Origin of the sequence: Sphingomonas sp. 28-62-11, assembly GCF_002278865.1 — a bacterium.
Lineage (GTDB): Bacteria > Pseudomonadota > Alphaproteobacteria > Sphingomonadales > Sphingomonadaceae > Sphingomonas.
In genome coordinates this window covers 1-21,362 of sequence record NZ_NCGB01000021.1, presented here as the reverse complement: position 1 = coordinate 21,362, position 21,362 = coordinate 1, and the positions used below count along the sequence as shown (strand labels likewise).

20 protein-coding genes and 1 pseudogene are annotated in these 21,362 nt (G+C 62.8%); 8 read left to right on the top strand and 13 right to left on the bottom strand.

Annotated elements, in window-relative coordinates; translation table 11 throughout:
- The first annotated feature begins 81 nt into the window (after window positions 1–81).
- On the top strand, window positions 82–744 hold the full coding sequence (gene pdeM / locus B7Y49_RS08620; protein ID WP_374127180.1) for a ligase-associated DNA damage response endonuclease PdeM: 663 nt from the start codon (window positions 82–84) through the stop codon (window positions 742–744).
- A gap of 246 nt (window positions 745–990) precedes the next feature.
- Here the strand turns inward: pdeM and msrA are convergent, their stop codons facing one another.
- The 4 genes from msrA to pabB all read right to left on the bottom strand — a co-directional run bounded on the left by msrA (window position 991) and on the right by pabB (window position 5,018).
- The gene (msrA, locus tag B7Y49_RS08615; RefSeq protein ID WP_374127179.1) at window positions 991–1,650 is read right to left on the bottom strand and encodes a peptide-methionine (S)-S-oxide reductase MsrA; all 660 of its coding nucleotides are present in this window, start codon (window positions 1,648–1,650) and stop codon (window positions 991–993) included.
- Between the two features lie 68 nt (window positions 1,651–1,718).
- Window positions 1,719–1,865, bottom strand: coding sequence for a hypothetical protein (locus B7Y49_RS08610; RefSeq protein WP_374127178.1), 147 nt, complete (start codon window positions 1,863–1,865; stop codon window positions 1,719–1,721).
- A gap of 127 nt (window positions 1,866–1,992) precedes the next feature.
- The gene (locus tag B7Y49_RS08605; protein ID WP_374127177.1) at window positions 1,993–3,192 is read right to left on the bottom strand and encodes a pyridoxal phosphate-dependent aminotransferase; all 1,200 of its coding nucleotides are present in this window, start codon (window positions 3,190–3,192) and stop codon (window positions 1,993–1,995) included.
- A gap of 32 nt (window positions 3,193–3,224) precedes the next feature.
- Window positions 3,225–5,018: an aminodeoxychorismate synthase component I gene (pabB, locus tag B7Y49_RS08600; protein ID WP_374127176.1), complete on the bottom strand. Its 1,794-nt coding sequence runs from the start codon at window positions 5,016–5,018 to the stop codon at window positions 3,225–3,227.
- A 98-nt stretch (window positions 5,019–5,116) separates the two neighbouring features.
- Here pabB and B7Y49_RS08595 point away from each other — a divergent pair, with 98 nt between their 5' ends.
- Window positions 5,117–5,785 (top strand): MBL fold metallo-hydrolase, encoded by a 669-nt coding sequence (locus tag B7Y49_RS08595; protein ID WP_374127175.1) that lies wholly within the window; start codon window positions 5,117–5,119, stop codon window positions 5,783–5,785.
- A gap of 50 nt (window positions 5,786–5,835) precedes the next feature.
- Here B7Y49_RS08595 and B7Y49_RS08590 read toward each other — a convergent pair whose 3' ends face one another.
- Window positions 5,836–6,276: an MAPEG family protein gene (locus tag B7Y49_RS08590; protein WP_374127174.1), complete on the bottom strand. Its 441-nt coding sequence runs from the start codon at window positions 6,274–6,276 to the stop codon at window positions 5,836–5,838.
- Between the two features lie 233 nt (window positions 6,277–6,509).
- Between B7Y49_RS08590 and rpmF the strand changes: the two genes are divergently transcribed.
- From rpmF to B7Y49_RS08565, 5 genes are all read left to right on the top strand, one after another.
- A complete protein-coding gene (gene rpmF / locus B7Y49_RS08585) occupies window positions 6,510–6,689 on the top strand; it encodes a bL32 family ribosomal protein (RefSeq protein WP_374127173.1) in 180 nt (59 codons plus the stop codon).
- 41 nt (window positions 6,690–6,730) lie between these two features.
- A complete protein-coding gene (gene plsX / locus B7Y49_RS08580) occupies window positions 6,731–7,762 on the top strand; it encodes a phosphate acyltransferase (RefSeq protein WP_374127172.1) in 1,032 nt (343 codons plus the stop codon).
- Complete coding sequence (locus B7Y49_RS08575; RefSeq protein ID WP_374127171.1) at window positions 7,759–8,718, top strand: beta-ketoacyl-ACP synthase III; 960 nt, start codon at window positions 7,759–7,761, stop codon at window positions 8,716–8,718. Before plsX ends, B7Y49_RS08575 begins: the two co-directional genes overlap by 4 nt.
- 136 nt (window positions 8,719–8,854) lie before the next feature.
- Window positions 8,855–9,154, top strand: a complete 300-nt coding sequence (locus B7Y49_RS08570; protein WP_374127170.1) for an integration host factor subunit alpha — start codon at window positions 8,855–8,857, stop codon at window positions 9,152–9,154.
- An 8-nt stretch (window positions 9,155–9,162) separates the two neighbouring features.
- Window positions 9,163–9,501: a MerR family transcriptional regulator gene (locus B7Y49_RS08565; protein WP_374127169.1), complete on the top strand. Its 339-nt coding sequence runs from the start codon at window positions 9,163–9,165 to the stop codon at window positions 9,499–9,501.
- A 63-nt stretch (window positions 9,502–9,564) separates the two neighbouring features.
- Here B7Y49_RS08565 and B7Y49_RS08560 read toward each other — a convergent pair whose 3' ends face one another.
- The gene (locus B7Y49_RS08560; protein ID WP_374127168.1) at window positions 9,565–10,194 is read right to left on the bottom strand and encodes a TetR/AcrR family transcriptional regulator; all 630 of its coding nucleotides are present in this window, start codon (window positions 10,192–10,194) and stop codon (window positions 9,565–9,567) included.
- A gap of 116 nt (window positions 10,195–10,310) precedes the next feature.
- Here B7Y49_RS08560 and B7Y49_RS08555 point away from each other — a divergent pair, with 116 nt between their 5' ends.
- The gene (locus B7Y49_RS08555; RefSeq protein WP_374127167.1) at window positions 10,311–12,668 is read left to right on the top strand and encodes a TonB-dependent receptor; all 2,358 of its coding nucleotides are present in this window, start codon (window positions 10,311–10,313) and stop codon (window positions 12,666–12,668) included.
- Between the two features lie 54 nt (window positions 12,669–12,722).
- Here B7Y49_RS08555 and B7Y49_RS08550 read toward each other — a convergent pair whose 3' ends face one another.
- The 7 genes and pseudogenes from B7Y49_RS08550 to B7Y49_RS08520 form a co-directional block, all read right to left on the bottom strand.
- A complete protein-coding gene (locus B7Y49_RS08550; RefSeq protein ID WP_374127166.1) occupies window positions 12,723–14,294 on the bottom strand; it encodes a peptide chain release factor 3 in 1,572 nt (523 codons plus the stop codon).
- 173 nt (window positions 14,295–14,467) lie between these two features.
- Window positions 14,468–15,286 carry an EcsC family protein gene (locus B7Y49_RS08545; RefSeq protein ID WP_374127165.1) on the bottom strand — a complete coding sequence of 273 codons (819 nt, stop codon included), beginning with the start codon at window positions 15,284–15,286 and terminating at the stop codon, window positions 14,468–14,470.
- 89 nt (window positions 15,287–15,375) lie between these two features.
- The gene (locus B7Y49_RS08540; protein ID WP_374127164.1) at window positions 15,376–16,248 is read right to left on the bottom strand and encodes an aldose 1-epimerase family protein; all 873 of its coding nucleotides are present in this window, start codon (window positions 16,246–16,248) and stop codon (window positions 15,376–15,378) included.
- Window positions 16,233–17,648 (bottom strand): aspartate aminotransferase family protein, encoded by a 1,416-nt coding sequence (locus B7Y49_RS08535; protein WP_374127163.1) that lies wholly within the window; start codon window positions 17,646–17,648, stop codon window positions 16,233–16,235. The genes B7Y49_RS08540 and B7Y49_RS08535 overlap by 16 nt, the downstream gene beginning before the upstream one ends.
- A 79-nt stretch (window positions 17,649–17,727) precedes the next feature.
- On the bottom strand, window positions 17,728–20,109 hold the full coding sequence (pheT, locus tag B7Y49_RS08530; RefSeq protein ID WP_374127162.1) for a phenylalanine--tRNA ligase subunit beta: 2,382 nt from the start codon (window positions 20,107–20,109) through the stop codon (window positions 17,728–17,730).
- Window positions 20,106–21,188 (bottom strand): phenylalanine--tRNA ligase subunit alpha, encoded by a 1,083-nt coding sequence (gene pheS, locus B7Y49_RS08525; protein ID WP_374127161.1) that lies wholly within the window; start codon window positions 21,186–21,188, stop codon window positions 20,106–20,108. Before pheS ends, pheT begins: the two co-directional genes overlap by 4 nt.
- A gap of 95 nt (window positions 21,189–21,283) precedes the next feature.
- Window positions 21,284–21,362: pseudogene (locus tag B7Y49_RS08520) on the bottom strand (50S ribosomal protein L20); the annotation flags it as partial.

The following is a 21,362-nucleotide window of genomic DNA, read 5'->3' as shown; positions in this document are numbered from 1 at the left end:
CGCAACCGATTTGTTGCAGTCGCGAAGGTTGCAGGGCAATCCGCCATTGCTCGCCTCGCTTGATCACGGCATAGCAGGGCCATGGTTCCCTTTTCGTTCGCCGACCATGCGCTGTTTGCGCTGCCGCAGGGCGCGCTCTTCTGGCCTGCCCGGCGCGCGCTGCTCGTGGCTGATCTGCATTTCGAAAAGGCGAGCTGGTTCGCATCGTTCGGGCAGATGCTGCCGCCCTATGACAGCATCGCCACGCTGAGCGATCTGGCGGCAATCGTCGACGCCGTGGAACCAGCGGAAATCTGGTGCCTGGGGGATAGTTTCCACGATTCGGCAGGATCGGCGCGCTTGCCGCCGCGCGCCCAGGCGTTGTTAAGGGCGCTCACGGCACGCACACGCTGGACTTGGGTGACGGGCAATCACGATCCTGCGCCTGCCGATCATCATGGCGGTGCGGTGGTGGACGAAGCACTGGTCGATGGCATGGTGCTGCGCCATGAAGCCGATCCGGCCGAGCCACGCCCTGAGCTATCGGGACATTTCCACCCCAAATTGCGGGTGCAGGTGCGCGGGCGTCACGTCTCGCGCCGGTGTTTCGTGGCGAGTGCGACCAAGATCGTGCTGCCCGCCTTTGGGGCGCTCACGGGCGGGCTCGATGCAGCGCATCCGGAAATTACGCGGGCGATGGGATGTGCGGGCGAAGCGCTGGTGCCGGTGGAGGATCGGTTGTTACGGTTTGCGCTGGCGGCGTGAGGGTTCCTGCCGCCGTGGTGATCATTCTTTGAGTCAGCACATCCGTTCGGGCTGAGCGAAGTCGAAGCCCTGCCTTGTTCTTTGGGCGGCATACGCTGTGGCACGAAGAAAAAGCAGCCCCCTTCGACTGCCTGCTTGCAGCAGTCGCTCAGGACAGGCTTCGACTTCGCTCAGGGCAAACGGGATAGAGAGGGAAAACGTAAGGCGAACGGAAGCGGTGGCGTAGGTTGATCCGACCTACAGACCCTAGCGCGCTATCCCGGGAAACGCCGCCTTGAACGCCGCGACCTTGGGCTTGTCGAAGCGCACGATATAGGGGTGATAGGGGTTCTGGCGGAAGAAATCCTGGTGATAGTCTTCGGCCGGGAAGAATTTGCCCGTCTCGATCCGCGTCACGATCGGCTGGCCGAACGCGCGGGTTTTCTGCAATTGCGCGATATAGGCGGCAGCGACCGCCTTTTGCTGGGCATTTTGCGGAAAGATCGCCGAACGATAGCTGGGGCCGGTATCGGGGCCCTGCCGGTTGAGTTCGGTCGGGTTGTGCGCGACCGAGAAATAGACCCGCAGCAGCGTGGCATAGCTCACCACGCGAGGATCATAGACGATCTTGATCGCCTCGGCATGGCGAGTCGTTTCCGAACTGACGATCTCATACCGCGCGGTTTCTGCCGTGCCGCCGGCATAGCCCGACGTGACTGATTGCACGCCCTTGATCCCTTCGAACACGGCTTCCATGCCCCAGAAGCAACCGCCGGCAAGCACCGCGGTTTGCATGCCCGCTGTCTTGGGCACGTCCTTCAATGCGGCCGGAATAATGACGGCACGTTCGGCATTGGCGCTGCCGCCGGCAAAGGCGATCAGGGCAAGACCGGCGAAACCGGCAGCGGCGATGATCATTCGGGTCATGAGAGTCCTCTTGGTGGTCATGCGCTGATTACGTGGCGCGACCCGCCATGGTTACACATCGAGACGGATCAGCCGTTGAAAGGCGAAATTGCCGCAACCTGACTGGTCAGCGTACGTGTAGCCTCGGCCGGCTGAAATGTAATGATGCCGAGCGTGCCGAGCACAAAGCCGCCCAACACTTGCCACAGCAGCGACGATTTCAAAACCTTGGTCATCAACCTGATCCTTATGGGTTCGGCGCAGGGAAGGAGCGCCGGAACGAGCCGTTCAGATCGGGGCGATCCGTGCTCGATCAACCCCAAGATTTACTTGGGGGCGATGAACCCGTGCTGGCCGATCCGTTCAAGATACGGCGGCGCAGGCGGTTTGGATACGTTCGCAGGCTTCAATCAGCACAGATTCTGATGTCGCATAGCTGATCCGCATCGCGGGCGAGAGGCCGAACGCCGCCCCCTGCACCGCAGCGACTCGTGCTTCGTCGAGCAAATACGCCACAAATGCTTCGTCGGTATCGATCACGACGCCCTTGGGCGTGCGCTTACCGATCAGCGCCGAAATCTCCGGATAAACGTAAAAAGCGCCGTCTGGACGCGGGCAGGTGATGCCGTTTGCCTGGTTGAGCATAGCAACAACGAGATCGCGGCGCACTTGGAAGGCAGCAGCGCGATCTTTTAGGAAGCCCTGATCCCCGTTCAGCGCGGCAACCGCAGCGGCCTGCGCGATCGAACAGGGGTTGGAGGTCGATTGCGACTGGAGCTTGCCCATCGCCTTGATCAGCCAGGCAGGTCCGCCTGCAAAGCCGATCCGCCAGCCGGTCATCGCATAGGCCTTTGAACAGCCATTCACGGTCAGCGTGCGATCATAGAGATCGGGGCAGACCTGCGCGATCGTGGCGAATTCGAAGCCGTCATAGAGGATATGTTCGTACATATCGTCGGCAAACACCCAGACATGCGGGTGACGCCGCACCACTTCACCCAGCGCGCGCAGTTCATCGGCGGTGTACGCGGCGCCGGTGGGGTTGGACGGCGAATTGAGGATCACCCATTTGGTGCGCGGCGTTATCGCTGCTTCGAGTTGCTCTGGCGTGATCTTGTACCCCTGGTCCGCACCTGCCGCGACGATCACGGGCACGCCGCCGGCGAAGAGCACGACATCGGGATAGCTGACCCAATAGGGCGCGGGGATGATCACCTCGTCCCCTGCATCCACGGTCGCGACCATCGCGTTGAACAAGGTGTGCTTGCCGCCGACATTCGCGGTGACCTGATTGGTTGCGTAATCGAGCCCATTGTCGCGCTTGAACTTGGCGACGATCGCGGCCTTCAGCTCGGCGGTGCCGTCGACAACGGTGTACTTGGTTTTGCCGTCGCGAATCGCCTTGATCGCGGCTTCCTTGACGAAATCGGGGGTGTCGAAATCGGGTTCGCCCGCGCCGAGGCCGATCACGTCGATCCCCTGCGCTTTCAGCTCGAACACGCGCGCGGTGATGGCGAGCGTGGGTGACGGGCTGATCCGGTCGAGCGCGGCTGATGGATGCATGATTTGCCCCCTGATGCGTGAATGCCGAAAGGCTATAGGCGCGCGCCTTGCTGCGGTGCAACCGGAACGGTGGCCAGACGCGCCGGAATTAGTCCGCGCAGCGCATTGCCGATGAAGAAACCGTCGGTGAGATCATCGATGGTCAGCGCGCCTTCCACCGCCTCGCCGCGCGCGAGCAATTCGGCCCGCAGCACGCCGGGCAGCAGCCCGGTGTCCGACAACGCGGGGGTTATGAGCGTGTCGCCGCGCTTGATGAAGATTGAGGTGAAGCTTCCCTCGGTCAGCAGGCCATGGGCATCGACGAAGATAACCTCGAACGATCCCGCCGCCTGCCGCGCCGCGTCGTAAAAGGCCCGGTCGCTCGTTTTGTGGCGCAACCGGAAATCAGCCGAATCGACCGGCAGCGGCGTAACCGCGACCGTGACAGGACCGGCGGGCACATCCGGCATGGGTGCCGACTCGATCGCAATCGCGCCGCTGGGGGCGAGCAACAGCCGCACCCGGCTGGGGTCTTTCAAGCGAAAGGTCGCGGCCTGCAGCTCGTTGCGCGCGGCGTGCCGATCGAACGCAAAGCCGAACCGGTTGGCGCTAGCCTTCATCCGCACCAGGTGCCGGTCGAGCAGCGCGATGCCGGTTTGCGGGTGAAACGCCATCGTCTCGATCAGATCGAAACCGGGCTGGCGGTCGTTCAGAAACGCACCCTTGGCGCGCGCTTCATCCCATTCCTCGTCGGCGCGCGAATCCGCGACGATCCCGCCACCGGCGCCGAACAGCGCGCTATCGTCGCTGCCCCGAATCGAGAGCGTGCGGATCGCGACGTTGAACATCGCATTGCCAGACGGGTCGAACCGCCCGATCGCGCCGGTATAGGGCCCGCGCGCACTCTGTTCGATGGCAGCAATCGCCTGCATCGCGCGAATCTTGGGGGCGCCAGTTATCGAACCGCAGGGGAAGAGCGCGGCCATCACGTCGACAGCGTCCTTGCCGGGCGCCAGATCCGCAGTAACGGTGGAGACCATCTGGTGGATTGTCGGATAGGTTTCGACCGCGAACAGTTGCGGCACCGATACGCTACCCGCCACCGCGACCCGCGACAGATCATTGCGCATCAGATCGACGATCATCAGATTTTCGGCGCGCTGCTTGGGATCGGCGGCGAGGGCAATGGCAATCGCTTCGTCCTGCGCTTGCGAATCGCCACGCCGGGCGGTGCCCTTCATCGGCTGGCACCGCAACCTGCCGCCTTCCAGCGCGAAGAACAGCTCGGGTGATAAGGAAAGCAGGATGTCGTGCCCGGTGCTCACCACCGCGCCATAGCCCGCGCCAGCGCGGGCCCGCAGCTGGGCATAGATGGCGAGCGGGTTGCCCTCGACCGGCACGGTTGCGGGGAAGGTGAGGTTCGTCTGGTACAGATCCCCAGCGGTGATCAGTGCGAGTATCTCAGCCAGTTTCGCATCATACGCGGCGCGATCAATCAACGGGTCGGGCGCGCCGATCCACGCCCCGGCCGGATCGGGCAGCAGCGCAGGCACATCTGCGCTCGCGATCTCGGTTAAGCCGTCGAATAGGCCGAACCATAGCAGCGGGCCGATCATGCCGTGCGGTTTGCCCAGCGCCGGTTCGAACGCGGCTGCGGCCTCATAAGCGAGATACCCGGCGGCGTGCTGGCCGGCCTGGGTTGCGCCGCGAATTTCGGTGAGTGCGGGGATGACGCCCGCAATGTCGTACACCTCGATCACCCGCGTTGGCGCCTGATACAGGCGTGCAGGCGCGCCACCCGGCCGGGCATCGTCGAGCAGAACAAAGGGTGCGGTGAAATCGGGCATCGGCTCTGTGCCAAATGCATCGCGCGACAAGGCGGGGCAACCCCGTGCGTTCAACCGCTGCGCTTGTCTGTCTGCGCAAGCCGACATATTTGCCGGGGATGACCAACTCTGCCACTCCGCCGCTGCGCGCCGCGACCGTGCCCGTCACGCCGCTCCAGCAGAATTGCACCTTGTTGTGGTGCACCGCGACGATGCGCGGCGCGTTCGTCGATCCGGGCGGCGATCTGCCCAAATTGCGCGCGGCGATGGCGCATCACGGCGTGACGATTGAAAAGATCATCCTGACCCACGGTCATATCGACCATTGCGGTGAAGCGGGCGTGTTGGCGAAGGAACTCGGCGTGCCGATCGAAGGGCCTCATGAGGCTGACCGGTTCTGGATTGCGCGGCTCGCCGATGATGGCCGGGCCTATGGCATCAACGGCGTGGTGTTCGAACCTGATCGCTGGCTGGTCGAGGGGGATCGAGTGACTGTCGGCAATCTGGTGCTCGACGTGTACCACTGCCCCGGCCACACGCCGGGTCATGTCGTATTCCATCACGCGCCATCGAAGCTTGCGCTGGTGGGGGATGTGCTGTTCCAAGGCTCGATTGGCCGCACCGATTTCCCGATGGGCAATCACCAGGATCTGCTCGACGCGATCGTCGCCAAGCTATGGCCGCTGGGGGACGATACCAGCTTTGTCCCCGGTCACGGCCCGATGAGCAATTTTGGACATGAACGCCGCCACAACCCGTTCGTAGGGGATGCCGCGCTGGCGGCTTAATTCAGCGCGAACGGGTCAGATGTTGTGGTGAGCCAATTCGTGGCCGCCCATCACCCTGTCGGCTGCTGGACCGTGACCGGCACGACTTTCACTGGATCAGCGAAGGTCAGGAACGGGATCGTCAGCGCATAAATGCCGAGCCCCAGCATGGTGAACAGCGAGATCAGCGTGCCGCCCATCCGCCCCGGCAGCCATCCATCCATCCCGAGCCCGTGGCCAACCCGGCCGAGCAGGTAGAGCACGGCCACAACCCAGAGCCACGCCGAGCTGCCCTGGCTCAATTCAATCGCGCCAATCAGCACGAGGACGATGGGGGTATATTCGATGAAGTTCGCCTGTGCGCGCATCCGGGCGATCAGGGTCATATCGCCGCCGTCGCCAATGCTAACCTTGGCCGCACGGCGGACATTGCCGACGCGCATGGCCAGCCAGAAGTTGACAAGGGCCGCGCCGCCGGCGGCCACCAGGGTGATCGGTAAGGTAACCAACATGTGAATTCCTCTGGCTTACGGGACGTGCAACGCGCCTTGGCAGGCGCATTTGCGTCTGACAATGCGCTGCCTTGTTTTGCTACGCTTGCAAGCGGCGGCGAATCCGCTATAGCGCCACGCTTCGCGATGCGTCTGGCCGCTGGTGGCTTCGGCGGCCCCGTGGCCGTTGATTTGTGCTCCAATTGCCCGGTTTATCGTCGTCATTCACGATTTTCATAGCTTAAGGTGCCGAAATGGCCGTCCCCAAAAGAAAGACTTCGCCGTCCAAACGCGGCATGCGCCGCAGCCATGATTCGCTGGCAGTAGAGGCGTATCAGGAATGCCCGAACTGTGGCGAACTGAAGCGCCCGCACATCATGTGCGGATCATGCGGCCATTATAATGGCCGTGAGATTCTGTCGGTCGAAGGCTGACAAAAGCACCGAGCCCAGAACGTCAAGGGGGCCTTCAGCACGTGCCGATCAATTCGTGCATCGCCATCGACGCGATGGGTGGCGATGAAGGTTTATCGGTGATGCTGGCAGGCGTTGCGCATGCGCGCCAACGCTTCGATACTCTCCGCTTTTTGCTGGTAGGCGACGAATCGGCGATCAGGGCCGAGCTGCAACGCTATCCGTTGCTCGCCGATTGCACCGAAATCGTCCACGCGCCTGACATCGTCACCGCGAGCGAAAAGCCCAGCCAGGCGCTGCGCCGCGCCAAGACGACGTCGATGGGAATCGCGATCGATCTTGTGAAACAGGGGCGGGCAGGCGTTGCCGTTTCATCGGGCAATACCGGCGCGCTGATGGCGATGGCCAAAATCGCGCTGCGCACATTGCCGGGCATCGACCGGCCCGCACTCGCCGCGCTGATGCCAACGCTCGGCAAGAACGATGTCGTGATGCTCGATCTGGGCGCGAATACCGAATGCGACGCCAGCAATCTGGTGCAATTCGCGGTGATGGGCGCCGCCTATGCGCGCACCACCTTTGATCTGGCAGCGCCGCGAGTCGCGTTGCTGAACATCGGCACTGAAGACATGAAGGGTACCGACAGCATCCGCGATGCCGCAGCGATGCTGAAGGCGGCAACGCATCTGCCAATGGTGTTTTCGGGTTTTGTCGAGGGCAACCGCCTGTCGCAGGGTGATCTCGACGTGATTGTCTGCGATGGCTTCACTGGCAATATCGCGCTCAAAACGGCTGAAGGCACGGCGAAGTTTGTTGGTGATCTGCTCAAACGCGCCTTTCGAAGCTCGTTCCGGTCAAAAGTGGGCTTTCTGATCTCGCGCCCCGCTACTCAGTTGTTGCGCGATCATCTCGATCCCAACAATCATAATGGCGGCGTGTTTCTGGGGCTGAACGGCCTGGTGGTGAAAAGTCATGGCAGCGCGAACGCGATTGGCGTGGCGCACGCGATTGAGGTTGCGGCCAAGATGCTGCGGGACGATCTGACTCGCCGGATCAGTGACGATTTGCGCAATGTCGAGGATAAGGCCGCGTGATTCGTGCGGTGATCACCGGCACGGGATCGGCGCTGCCGGTACGGCGGGTTTCAAACGCCGAACTCGCGCAGACGGTTGATACGACCGATGAATGGATCGTCGAGCGCACCGGTATCCGCTTTCGCCATCTGGCCGGGGCGGGCGAGACGACGTCTTCGTTGGCGACCGAGGCCTGCCGCAAGGCGCTCGCGGCAGCCGGGCGCGATGCGCGCGACATCGATTTGATCATCGTGGCTACGGCCACTCCCGATCAGACCTTTCCTGCCACCGCGACCATCGTCCAGGCAGCGCTTGGCATCGATGATTGCGTCGCCTTTGATGTGGCGGCGGTGTGCTCGGGCTTTCTCTATGCGCTGCAGGTGGCGGACAGCATGATTCGCACGGGCAACGCACGGTGCGCGCTGGTGATTGGCGCGGAAACCTTCAGCCGCATTCTCGATTGGGACGATCGCACCACCTGTGTGCTGTTTGGCGACGGAGCCGGCGCCATCGTGCTTGAGGCTGAACAGGATGGCGATCGGGGCATCCTTTACAGCCGCCTGCACGCCGATGGGCGTCACAACCAGCTGCTCTATGTCGATGGCGGCCCCTCCACCACGGGTACTGTTGGCAAGTTGCGGATGAAGGGGCGCGAGGTGTTCCGCCATGCCGTCGTCAATCTGGCCGCGGTGATGGAGGAAGTGCTGGCAAGCGCCGGCTTTACGGCCGCGGATGTCGACTGGGTCGTGCCGCACCAGGCAAACGCACGGATTCTGGACGCCACCGCACGCAAGCTGGGCCTGCCCGGCGAAAAGGTGATCATGACGGTTGATCAGCATGCCAACACATCGGCGGCGTCGGTGCCGCTCGCGCTTGATGTCGCCGTGCGCGATGGTCGCGTGAAGCGCGGTGACCTCGTCGTGCTGGAGGCAATGGGTGGCGGCTTCACTTGGGGTGCGGCACTTGTGCGCTTTTAGGGGTGTTTCCGGGGGTGCGTTGCATGTTTTGTGTTGATGGGGATTTTAGGCTGTAACAGTTTCGTTACATTCTGCTTTTGATCTTTCGGTTGCCTGTGATAGGCAAAGTTTCGGCCAAGCAAACGGGGAGGGGTGCATGGCAATTGCAGGTACGTTGACGAGAGCTGATCTGGCGGACGCGTTGCATCGCGAGGTCGGGTTATCTCGGATGGATTCAGCCAAGCTGGTTGAACAGATTCTCCATCACATGTGCGAATCACTCGCCAATGGCGAAAATGTGAAAATCTCTGGTTTCGGTACCTTCGTTTTGCGCAGCAAAGGCGAGCGGATCGGTCGCAATCCAAAGACTGGCGTCGAAGTGCCGATCGCGCCGCGCCGCGTGCTGACGTTCCGCGCCAGCCAGATGATGCGCGAACGCATTGTCGGGGCGGGCTGAACGCGATCATGCCGGTTCCGCTTGAAAAGGCGGCCGGGGCCTTCCGAACCATTGGCGAGTTATCGCAGGAACTCGGTATTGCCCGGCATATTCTTCGCTACTGGGAGACCCGCTTTACCCAGCTGCGGCCCCTGCAACGGGCAGGCAAGCGTCGATATTACCGGCCCGAAGACGTCGCGCTGGTCAGGCGGATCAACACGCTGCTGAACCATGAGGGTTACACGATTCGTGGTGTCCAAGCGCTGCTCGCCGCCGAACGCAAGCAGCCACCACCGCCCGCCGATTTGGCAACGGTGAGGGCTGTACGTGATATGCTGGTCGATGCCCTGGAGCATGATTCGGTGTGACGGGGCGGCGATGGAGCGATCGGGCCAAAGTCTTGACGCCTGATTCTTCAAGGCAATTCGTTGCTACCGGCCAATCCCGCGCGCGAGCAGTTGCGCTACCGCGTCGGCGACCAAATCAGGGCTGACATTGTCGTCCCACACGCCGTAGCGAAGGCCCAGAAACACGTTCATGCCCATAATCGCCCAGGCATGGACTTCAGAAACATCCCCGCGCACTTCGCCGCGCGCAGCGGCCGCCTGGAGCCGCTGGGTGATGCGTTCGGCGGTAGTGGCATAATGCGCGCGAAAACTCTCCGGATCGACGAATTCGGATTCATCGATGATCCGATAGATTTCCTTGTGGCCGCGCACAAACTCGATGAAGCTGTGCAGGCCTGCGCGTTCGGCGGCGATCTGGTTCGGTGCGGCGCGGATATGCGGTGTCACATGATCGCGCACTTGATCTGACATATCGCGCACCAGCGCCCGGAATACCGCGTCTTTGCTATCGAAATAGGTATAAAAACTGCCAAGCGCGACACCTGCACGGCGGGTGATGCCGCTGATCGAGGTTTCATGGAAACCCTGCTCGCCAAATTCGATTGCCGCCGCATCAAGAATCGCGCGCAACGTCTTTCGGCCGCGATCGGTACGCGGCGCCTTGCCAGCGCTCGCCGCCGACACTGTTGCAGAAGCGGCACGCTCACCCGCCATTATTTCGATTCCCCTCACGTCCCAAGTTGAATCCTGGTTCAGGTTTCAGTATAACGTCCTTCAACGGCGTTCAACCCGCAAGAGGGGCGCGCCAATTTTGGAGGGGAGAACACATCATGTCACCACGATTTTCAGCCGCCCGTGCCTTGCTTCAGTTGAGCGTTGCCGCGACGGCGCTGATCGCCGCTCCTGCTTTTGCCCAGACCGCTGATCCTGCGCCCGCGACCACGCAGGCCGATCGCCCAGTCGAGGAAGAAGGCGACATCCTGGTCACTGCCCGTCGGCGCGAAGAAAGCGCGATCAACGTGCCGATCGCGATCACCAGTTTTTCGGGCGCTCAGCTCGATCAGTCGGGCGCGGCCGACATTACCGATATCGGCAATTACACCCCCAACGTCACGCTCGAGGTATCCCGCGGTACGAGCTCGACGCTGACCGCCTTCATCCGCGGTGTCGGCCAGCAGGACCCGGTGGGCGGGTTCGAAGCGGGCGTCGGGATTTATCTTGACGATGTCTATCTCAACCGCCCGCAGGCGGCGGTTCTCGACATCTACGAAGTCGAGCGGATCGAAGTACTGCGCGGGCCGCAGGGCACGCTCTATGGTCGCAACACGATTGGCGGCGCGATCAAATATGTAACGAAGCGCCTGTCGGACGATCCTACCGCGACGCTTCGTGGCGTTTATGGCAGCTATAATCAGGCCGACGGCGTCCTTAGCGGTAGCGTGCCCTTTGTTGACGGCAAGGTGAAGGTCGGCGGCGCGCTTGCGCGGCTCAGCCGCGACGGCTTCGGCACCAATTTCACCACGGGTGAGGAAAACTACAACAAGGATATCTGGGCGGGCCGGGGCACGCTCGAGATCGAACCGAGCGCCGATGCGTTTTTCCGCGTTACGGGCGATTACACGCATGATCGCACCAATGCGCGCGGCGGGCACCGGTTGATTCCCGGCCTTGTGTCGCAGATCCCGGTCCTGCCCAATGTGTTTGACACGCGCGGCGGGCTGAACAGCCCGGCGCAGGACGTTGTGGCCTGGGGAATTAGCGGCTTTGGTGAGGTGCGCCCGGCCGATTGGCTCACGTTCCGCAGCATCACCGCCTATCGCCAGGACGATAGCGGCACCCCGATCGATTTCGATGCGCTGCCTGCGGTCGATGTCGATGTGCCGGCGTTTTATAACAACTACCAATTCAGTCAGGAAATTCAGTTCCTGGTTGAAAGCGGCGGCTTTAACGGGCTGGTCGGCGCTTATTATCTTGATGCCGGATCGCGCACGACTTTTGACGTGCGGCTGCCCGGCACCGTCACCGCCCTTACCTTTGGTAATGTCCGCACTGATACCGCCGCGATCTTCGGCGATTTCACCTATGATTTCAATGAAATGTTCAGCATTTCGGCCGGCGGTCGCTATACCTGGGACAATCGCCGGTCGCAGATTCAGCGCAACGTCTATCTCGGCGCGTCGCCCTTTTTCGGGGGCACGACCAACCCCATTGTTCGGCAAACCGATTTCCGTGGTCGGCTGAGCTTCAAGCAGTTCACGCCCAAAGTGTCGGTCAGCTTCAAGCCCAATGACAACAACACGCTATATGCAAGCTATGCAGAGGGCTTTAAGGGCGGCGGCTTTGATCCGCGCGGGGTGGGCACGGCAGCGCCCGATCTGAACGGCAATGGCCCGAATGGCGCGCAGGGCGATCAAGCCGACATCTTCAACTTCCTGTCGTTCGATCCCGAAGATGTGCGCACCTATGAAATCGGCTACAAGGCATCGCTGTTCGATCGTCGGTTGAATATCGCGCTTTCGGCTTTCCATTCGGACTACCAGAATGTGCAGATTCCGGGATCGGTCGGCGTCGTTGTCAACGGTATTCAGACTTTTGCGGGCATCACCACCAACGCCGGCAAGGCCCAGATCCGCGGTATCGAGCTTGAGGGCAGCGCAGTGCTGGCGCGCAACCTCGGCGTTAGCGGCGGGCGGCTGACGTTCGCCTGGACCGCCGGTTACCTCGATGCGCAGTACAAGTCGTACATCGATTCACGCGGGCTGCAGGTGGCGGATCGTCGTGCGGTTCAGAACACGCCCGATTGGACTGCCAGCGGATCGATCAGCTACAATGTGCCGATCAACGACGGGGCGCTGAACATGAGCGCCGCGGTTTCCTATCGTGGCGATTCGCAGCAGTTCGAAGTGCCTACAGCGATGCTCGACCAGCCCGGCTTCGCGCTGTTCGATGCCAATGCGGTGTGGACGGTCAACAAGACGTTCTCGATCGGGGTGCATGGCCGCAACCTGTTCGACAAGCGCTACATCGTTGCTGGCTATAACTTCCTCAGCCAGAATCCGGATACCGGGGCGTTCAATCGTAACCCAGTGACCGGGAACTTCATCTCGACGCTGGGCGCAGAGGGCATCCTGACCGCCTATTACGGCAATCCGCGCCAGGTGAACGTGACCGCCCAGGTCAAGTTCTGATCGGTTAGGGGGGTGGACGGCCCTGCTTCGGCGGGGTCGTCCAGTTTCCACCAGTTATCGCTCCCGCGTCGCCGCGAATTTCACCTTTGGGTAGCGATCGACGATATAGCCGACTTCCCAGTTGCTCTTGGCCATGAAGACGGGGTTGCCGTCGCGGTCCTTGGCCATCGCGCCGCGATTGAGGTCGATGAACGCCTTCAGGTCGGCAGGGTCGTCGGCGGAAATCCAACGCGCGGTTTCGAATGGTGCCATCTCGAGCCCGGCATCAACCTTATACTCGGCCTCGAGCCGGCTTAGCAGCACCTCGAGCTGCAATTGCCCGACCACACCGATGATCCAATTACTGCCGATGTCGGGATAGAAAACCTGCGTCACCCCTTCCTCGGCCATGTCGTCGAGTGCCTTGCGCAGCTGCTTGGTCTTGGTCGGGTCTTTGAGAGCCACCCGGCGCAGGATTTCGGGCGCGAAATTGGGCAGACCCGTAAAGCGCACATCGGCACGCTCGGAAAGCGTATCTCCCACCCGCAAGGTGCCATGGTTGGGGATGCCGATGATGTCGCCGGGAAACGCCTCATCCGCCAGTTCGCGGTTCTGCGCGAAGAAAAGGATCGGCGAATGAATCGCGATCGGCTTGCCGTGCCCGGTCGGCGTCAGTTTCATCCCGCGTTTGAACACGCCTGAACAGAGTCGCATGAACGCGATCCGGTCGCGGTGCTGCGGGTCCATATTGGCCTGCACCTTGAACACGAAGCCTGTCACATCGGCCCGATCGGGCGAGACCGGCGAAGGCTCTGCCGGTTGTGGGCGTGGACCCGGTGCATGGCGAGCGAGCGCGTCGATCAGCTCGCCGACCCCGAAATCCTTCAGCGCCGATCCGAAATAAACGGGCGTCTGGTCGCCCGCGCGGTAAGCCTCGGCATCAAACGCGCCGTACCCGCCCAGCGCCAGCTCGGCATCGTCACGCAACTTGGTCAGCCCGGTGGGGGAGAGCGTGGCGGCCAGCGCAGGATCATCGAGCCCGGTAAACTGCGCCGCTTTGCCCAGAAACTCGCGGCTGCCGCCCTCGGGCTGCATCAGCCGATTGGCGTAAAGATCGTAAATGCCCTCAAACTCACCGCCCATGCCGACCGGCCAGCTCATCGGCGTCACGTCGAGCGCGAGCATATCGGCAATCTCGTCGAGCAGGTCGAACGCATCGCGGCCCTCGCGATCGACCTTGTTGACGAAGGTGATGATCGGCACCGATCGCAACCGGCACACTTCGAACAATTTACGCGTCTGCGCCTCGATACCGCGCGCCGCGTCGATCACCATCACGGCAGAATCGACCGCGGTCAGCGTGCGATAGGTATCCTCGCTGAAATCCTCATGCCCCGGCGTATCAAGCAGGTTAAAGGTGATGCCGTCCTTCTCGAACGTCATCACCGATGACGTGACCGAGATGCCGCGCTGCTGCTCGATCTTCATCCAGTCCGACCGCGCCCGGCGATTTTGCCCGCGCGCTTTTACCTCGCCCGCCAGATGGATCGCGCCGCCGAAATAGAGCAGCTTTTCGGTCAGCGTGGTCTTGCCGGCGTCGGGGTGAGAAATGATCGCAAAGGTGCGGCGGTCGTTAAGCTGGGTCATCGCGGGCGGACTACGCGGGCCGGGCGTTCAAGTCGAGAGTCGGGTGACGTGCATCCATCCTCATCGGTCATCCCCGCGCAGGCGGGGACCCATGGTTGGCGGGACGTGTATTGTTGAGCGCGGCGCAATCCATAGGTTCCCGCCTTCGCGGGAATGACGATTGGGTTGAAGCACTACCGCTTCTTGCGGTCCTTCGATTTGCGCTGGTCCTGCTCCATCGCCACGACGCGGGCGAAACAGGCGAGCACGGTGCCGGGCGGGTGCCGCCGTGACAGCCGACGCAAGCGGAAGTTCACATGCGCCATCTGCTGGTAATAGCGCGTGAACGAGCTGTTGATCGACGCGCCCGCCACTGCACCCACCAGCGGTGCCGCGCGCGTCAGGATGCCCTCGCTCGCCGATTTGCCGAACTGCGGCACGATGGTGCGGATCGTGGCCGATACCGTTTGGTGGCTCAGTGCGATTCGCCCCGCCCATAGCCCGGTATCGAGGCTGTCGTCATCGACCAGGGGCCCACCCGTGCCGAACACAGCGATGCACTGGGTGCGAACATCGGGATCGTCAAGATCTTCGCCATAGCTTGCCGCGATCTGCTGGATCGAACGCAGGATGAGGGTGGTGGTGATCGCGAGATCGGCGAGTGTCGTGGCGATGCCGCCTGCACCCCCTATCGCACCCGCGACACCCGTCGCGATCCGGTGGAACCGTTCACGATTGGGGATTGATCGGCCGCCGCGCCGCTTTTTGCGGCCATGGGTGTTGGCGGCAATCGCATAGGACTGCCTTAGCGCAAGATCGACGACGCCCTGTAATTTGTCTTCAAAATTATCGGGCAACCAATCAATCAGCTTATCAGCGCCTTCGCCCGCATTGGCCGCCAGCGTCAGCAGCCAACCGCCCGCATCCTCATGGATTCGGGCGATTGCCAGCATTTCCTGAAGTTCGGATTCGGTAAAGGCCGCGCAGGCATTTCCCGATTCGCTATCGGCCATCTGCGGGTCCCTTCGCGCGGAACCTATCGACCTTGGGGCCGATGGCAAGCATTTGCGTTAACCATATCGGCGCGATCGCTGTAGTGCGCCTATTCGGCCACGGTCACCCGCATGATGGCGCTGTGCTGCGCGCCCGGAGCGATGGACATGATGCCGGGTTTGTCGCGGAATTCGCCCTGATAGCCAACCGGATCGGCAATGCCGTGCCAGGGCTCGATGCAAACATAGCGCGCGCCGGGTTTGGTCCAGATGCCCAGCCGCGGCGTATCGGGAAAAGCGATGTGGAGCTGGGGGCCGGAATCGCTGCCATAGGTCAGCCGCTGCGAGTTAATCGGGTTCCAGATCAGCGCATCACGCTCGAACAGCGCATCGGCCAGCGGCAGGCGATTGCCCATCACCGGGCTTGCGCGATCCTCGGCGATCAGGCCGTCCGTGTTCAGGCCACGAAGCGGCCCGGGTTCGTCTTGCTCGAACGCGATATAATGATCGTCGCGCGCACCACCGGGCAGTGGCCAGGCAAAAGCCGGGTGCCACCCAAAGCTGAATGGCATGGGCACGTCACCATCATTGCCGATTTTTGCCGTCATCGTCAGCGTCGCGCCCTCGATCGCAAAGCCAATCTCCAGCAGGAAGGCAAAGGGATATTGCGTCCGTGTTTCGACCGAATCGGTCATCCGGAATCGCGCCGAGCTTGCCGTCACATCGACCGCATCGAACAGCGATCGCCGCGCAAAGCCGTGTTTTTCCATGCGGTAGGATGTGCCATCGAGCCACAGCACATCGTCATTCAGCCGCCCGACGATGGGGAACAATATCGGCGCGCGCCCAGTCCAGTACGCCGGATCGGCATCGGTCATCAGCTCTCGCCCTTGCGAATCGCGCAGTGACGAGAGTTCTGCCCCGAACGGGTTGATCGATGCGCTGAGCGCTGGAGAGCCGATCTCGATCATGTCACCGGGCATGTCATCTCCTGCTCTACCCATCGCCACGCAGCGATGATGGCATCGACGCTTGTATCGGCCGCCGCCATCGTCGTCGCGACCGAACTGACCGAACAGCGCATCACCCAGTCACCTCGCCACTGCGCACCGCCCAGAAAGGCAATTGCATCATCCTGCACGCGCTTGATCGTCGCGAGGGTCAGTCGATCGGCATCGGCGCCGTCGCCAAAGCGCACCATGAACTGATTGAGCGAAACGGGCGCGACCAGGGTGATCCCGGTTTCGGCATCGAGCCGCTGGGCCATGTGCGCCGCAATTCGACAATGATGTTCGACCATGTCGGCAATGCCTGCGCGGCCCAGCTGCCGGATCATCGCCCAGGTCGCGAACCCGCGCGCCCGTCGCGACAATTCGGGGACAAAGGTTGACGGATCGCGCTCAGCGCCTTCGGCGGGTGGCAGATAGCTCGCCGAAATCGCCATCGCGCGGGCATGCGCCGCCGAGTCCCGCACAATCGCAAAGCCGCTATCATAGGGGGTCTGGAGCCATTTGTGCCCGTCAGTCGCCCAACTGTCTGCCAGCTCGACCCCAGCGGTCAGCGGCGCGCGATCAGGGGCTGCTTGTGCCCATAGCCCAAAGGCACCGTCGACATGCAGCCATGCCCCGGCCGCACGGGCCATCGGGGCGATCTCCGCAAAGGGATCACAGACGCCGGTATTGATCTGCCCGGCCTGCGCGATTGCGATCACGGGCCCGGTCGCGTCATTGAGCGCGCGTTGAAAGGCGTCCGGCAAGATCCGACCCAGCGAATCGCTTTCAACGGTCTGCACGCGTTTCGCGCCCAACCCCAGATATTTGAGACCCGAATAGACGGTCGCATGCGCGTCCGCACCGATCAGTACGGTGATGGGTGGCGCGCCGAACAGGCCGTCCGCCTCGACATCCCAGCCGACCTTTTCCAGCACCGCGCTTCGCGCCGCCGCCAGACAGACGAAATTGGCGACCGTCGCGCCGGTAACGAAGCCGACCGATGCATCACCGGGCAGGCCAAGCAGATCGAGCAGCCATCCGGCCGCGATATCCTCGATCGCTGATGCCGACGGTGCTGCAAGCGTGTTCGCGGCATTCTGTCCCCAGGCGCTGGCCAGCCAATCAGCGGCGACGCCAGTCGGGTGACTATTGCCGATCACCCAGCCAAAGAAGCGCGGCCCGGTCTGCGCGCGAATGCCCGGGCTCGCGCGCTCGATCAACTCGGCAATGATCTCCTGCGGATCGCCGCCCTCCTCAGGTGTGGGGGCGGCGAAGGCGGCACGGATCGTGGCGTAATCGGCGACGGGGGTATGTGCGGCCCCGGCAACGGCGTCACGATAGGCGATTGCCGCTGTTGCTGCGTCCGCCATGGCCTTCAGCGACTCGTTCATTGCTTGGTTCCTGTTCCGTGAGGCGGGTCTGGCGATTAGCGAAACTGTGCCTGCCAAACGTCTCATCGCTTGCGGCCAATCACCCCCGCAAGCTTGCGCCCAGCTTGGTTGCGGCGGCAACGACCTTGTCGGCGACTGCCTTCAGATCGTCGTCGGTGAAGCTTTTGTCGCCGGGTTGCAGGGTGATTTCGATCGCGAGGCTCTTCATCCCCGAATCGACCCCCGCACCGGTGAACAGGTCGAACAGTCGTGCCGATGTGATTGCCGCCTTGTCGGCACCCTTGACCGCCCGCACCAGCGAATCCGCGGCGAGCGTATCGGGCACGAGAAACGCGAAGTCGCGCGTCACCGCCTGCAGCGCCGGCGGGGTGAAAGCGGGGCGCATGAAGCCTGTCGATCGCTTGGACGGGATGGCGTCCAGATACAGTTCAACCGCTGCCACCGCCCCGTCAAGATCGAACGCTTTCAGCGTAAGCGGGTGGACCATCCCGAAGGCAGCGAGCACCGTTTTCGGCCCGAGCCGCAACGTGCCCGATTGGCCGGGGTGCCAAGCGTCACCAGCCTCGCCCATTACCTGCAGGTTATCGACCGGCGCACCCGCCTCCGAAAGCAGGGCGAGCGCTTCGGCTTTGGCATCGAACGCGTCGAAGGCTTGTGCCTTGCCGCTTTGCCAGCCGCGCGCGCGCTTGTTGCCCGCCAGCACGACGCCCAGCGTTGGCCGTTCGGCATCCGCCAGATAACGGCGGCCAATCTCAAACAAGCGTACGCTCGTCGCGCCGCGCTTCAGGTTACGCTCTGTCGCCGCGAGCAGCCCCGGCAAGAGCGATGGCCGCATTACCTTCAGCTCTTCGCTGATCGGGTTGGCGAGCGTCCATGCACCGCCGCCAAAGCTGTCGGCTTGCGCCTGCGACAGGAAGCTCCACGTCACCGCCTCGTTCAGCCCGCGCGCGGCGGCTGCACGGCGGACGCGGCGTTCAAGTTTCTGTTCCGGCGTCGCGGTCGGCACGGCAACGCCGGGTGCGCGCGGCAGCGGCGTGGCGGGTACCTTGTCGATCCCCTCGATCCGGATCACTTCCTCAACGAGATCAGCACTGCCATCGACATCGCGGCGCCAGCTCGGCGGGGTGACGTGCCAATCAGCGCTGACGGTGAAGCCAAGCGATTCGAGGATCTCGCGCTGCCGGTCGGCACCAATTGCCAGCCCGCCCAGCGTTTCGGCGCGCGCCGGATCATAAGCGACCGTGCGGGTGGCCAGCAGCGGCATGCCTGCCCGCGTGACGCCGCTCGGCGTGCCGCCGCAATGCTCGGTCACCAGCCAGGTCGCGATCGCCAGCCCTTCGTCGAGAAAGGCCGGATCGACACCGCGTTCGAAGCGGGTGCGCGCATCGCTGGTCAGCAGCAGCTTCTGGCCGGTGCGAGCGATGCTTTCGGGATCGAAATAGGCGCATTCGATCAGCACATCGGTGGTGGTTCTCGAAACGCCGGTTTCTTCGCCGCCCATGATGCCGCCGATATCGTGCACCTTCTCGTCATCGGCGATGATGGTCATCGTCTCATCGAGCGCATAGGTCTTGCCGTTCAGCGCGACGACGCTCTCGCCGGTAACCGCTTTGCGCGCCACCAGCCCGCCAACCAGCTTGGCCTGATCATAGACGTGCAGCGGCCGCCCCAGATCGAACATCACGAAATTGGTGATATCGACCAGCACCGAAATCGGCTTTTGCCCGATCGCGTTCAGCCGGGCCTGCATCCAGGGCGGGGACGCACCGTTGGTGACGCCCGATACCGTGCGTGCATAAAAAGCCGGGCAACCCGCTGCGTCGTCGGTGCGCACATCCGGCCCTGCCCCCTCACCGGGGATGTCGAGCATGGCACCGCGATAGGCCTCCGCCAGTGGCTTCAACCGCCCCAGCCCCGCCGCTGCGAGATCACGCGCGATGCCGCGCACGCCCATGCAATCCTGCTTGTTGGGGGTGATCGACACATCGATCACCGGATCGGTCAGCCCCGCATAATCGGGGTAGGCGGTGCCGATGGGTGCATCGTCGGGCAGCTCGATGATGCCGTCATGCTCGTCGCCCAGCTCGAGCTCGCGGCTCGAACACATCATCCCGTTCGATTCGACCCCGCGAATCGCGGCGACCTTCAGCACCATGCCATTGGCGGGCACCACGGCGCCCGGCGATCCGAACACGCCGACCAGCCCGGCGCGCGCATTGGGGGCGCCGCAGACGACCTGCAACGGGCCGTCACCCGCATCGACCTGCAGCACCTGCAGCTTGTCCGCCTGTGGATGGCGGTCGGCGCTCAGCACCTTTGCCACGCGAAATGCGGCAAGTTTGGCACCGGGGTTCTCGACACCCTCAACCTCCAACCCGACCCGGGTAAGCGCCAGGACGATCTCGTCGAGGCTCGCATCGGTATCGAGATGCTCCTTGAGCCAAGAAAGCGTGAACTTCATGCGCCTACTCCCCCTGATAGCGTGGGCACGTCGAGGCATGAGAAGCCGTAATGCTTCATCCAGCGCAGATCGCCGTCGAAGAAGGCGCGCAGATCGTCCATACCGTATTTCAGCATCGCCAGCCGATCGATCCCGCAGCCAAAGGCAAAGCCCTGCCACTGGTCGGGATCATAGCCACCGGCTTCGATTACCTTGCGGTGGACCATGCCGCTGCCCAGCACCTCCATCCAATGGTCGCTGCCGCCAATCACACGCTTGCCGTTTTGCAGCGTGTAACCGACATCGACTTCGGCCGAAGGCTCGGTGAAGGGGAAATAGCTGGGGCGCAGCCGCAGCACGATGTCGTCGCGTTCGAAAAACGCCTTCAGGAACGTCTCGAGCGTCCATTTCAAATGGCCGAGCGTGATCCCTTTGTCGATCACCAGCCCCTCGACCTGATGGAACATCGGCGTGTGCGTCGCGTCACTGTCGGAGCGATAGGTGCGCCCCGGCGCGATGATGTAAACCGGCTTGTCGCCACCGGACGCCTGCATCGCACGGATTTGCACGGGCGACGTGTGCGTGCGGAGTACCATCGGTGTCTCATGCTCACCCGCCAGATAAAACGTATCGTGCATGGCGCGCGCGGGATGCGTTTCGGGGATGTTGAGCGCGGTGAAATTATACCAGTCGGTCTCGATCTCCGGTCCCGTCGCCACCGCAAAGCCCATATCGGCGAAGATTTCGGCGAGTTCGTCCATCACCTGGCTCACCGGGTGAATGCTGCCGATCAAAGCGGGTTCAGCGGGGAGCGTCATGTCGATCGTCTCGCGAGCGAGGCGCGCATCGAGTTCGGCACGTTCCAGCGCGGCCTTTCGCGCGGCAATCGCGCTCGTCACCGCTTCGCGCAGCGCATGGATCCGCGGACCGGTGGTCAGGCGTTCCTCGGGCGTCATTGCGCCCAGCGACTTGAGCAGGCCCGTGATCGTGCCCGTTTTGCCGAGCCCGTGAATCCGCACCGCTTCAAGCGCATCAAGTCCGCTCGCCGCATCGATCGCGCTCAGCATATCGGTTTGCATCTGATCGAGTTCGGTGGTCATCGTTTTTCCGTCCAATTCTCGAAGTCCCGATAACGAAAAGGGCGCGAGTGGCAATCCACCCGCGCCCCTTGTTGGCGTGCTGCGCTTCAGGTCGCTCAGGCGGCCTGGGGCAGGGCCGCCTTTGCTTGCGCAATGATGCCGCTAAACGCTGCGCCTTCGTGCATGGCGATATCG